Annotated in this window: 1 protein-coding gene; it reads right to left on the bottom strand. The window is 62.6% G+C overall.

Translation table 11 applies throughout. From position 1 onward, the window contains the following. Positions 1 to 168: 168 nt before the first annotated feature. The coding region (locus AAFM29_RS17435; RefSeq protein ID WP_341713984.1) for an aldehyde dehydrogenase family protein at positions 169 to 1,078 on the bottom strand (910 nt) is incomplete at its 5' end.

Raw genomic sequence — 1,078 nt, forward strand, 5'->3', positions numbered from 1 at the left:
AAGCGCGCCGCCATCCAAGTGCAGGCAGGCGCGGTTCTGTATCGAGTGGGCGGCAAAATGCGCCAAAACCGCTGCCCATGAAAGCAGCTGAAAAGACGAACTCCGAACCGTCCGGCAAGGTCTATCGCAATCTTCGGCGTTCCCGGTGAATTCTGCCAGCCCTCGGACCTATAGCGCCATGTGGAGATATTTCAGCTCCTCGTAGTCTTCCAGCCCATGGCTCGACCCCTCGCGGCCAAGGCCCGATGACTTGATGCCGCCAAAGGGCGCCACTTCGGTCGAGATCGCGCCCGAATTGATACCGACCATGCCGGTTTCCAGCGCTTCTGCCACGCGCCATACGCGGCCAAGGTCGCGGGCGTAGAAATATGACGCGAGGCCGAATTCGGTATCGTTCGCCATGGCGATCGCTTCTTCCTCGGTTTCAAACCGGAAGACGGGAGCGACAGGGCCAAAGGTCTCTTCGGTTGCGACCATCATGTCCTGCGTGGCGTCGGTAATCAGCGTGGGCTGGTAGAAACGCGCGCCTGCATCGTGGCGCTGCCCGCCGGTCAGGACCGTGCCGCCCTTTGCCTTCGCATCGGCGACATGGGCCTCCACCTTGGCCAGCGCCGCCTCGTCGATCAGGGGGCCGATGGCGGTATCGGGTTCGGTGCCCGCACCGACCAGCAATTTGGCCATGGCCTTGCCCAGCTTCTCGACGAATTCGTCATAGATCGCGGCTTGCGCATAGATGCGGTTGGTGCACACGCAGGTCTGGCCCGCATTGCGGAATTTGGCGACCATCGCCCCTTCGACGGCGTCGTCGATATCGGCATCGTCGAAAACGATGAAAGGCGCATTGCCGCCCAGTTCCAGGCTCAGCTTCTTGATCGTGGGGGCGGATTGCTCGAACAGCTTGATCCCGACTGCGGTCGATCCGGTAAAGCTGATCTTGCGCACGGTCTCGCTTTCGGTCAGCGCCTTGCCGATGGCGGCGGCATCGCCGGTGATGATGTTGAGCAGGCCATCGGGCACGCCCGCTTCCTGCGCCAGCACGCCCAGCGCCAGCGCGCTAAAGGGGGTTTGTTCCGCCGGT

It is taken from the genome of Erythrobacter sp., assembly GCF_038133525.1.
In the GTDB taxonomy this organism is placed as follows: Bacteria; Pseudomonadota; Alphaproteobacteria; order Sphingomonadales; family Sphingomonadaceae; genus Qipengyuania.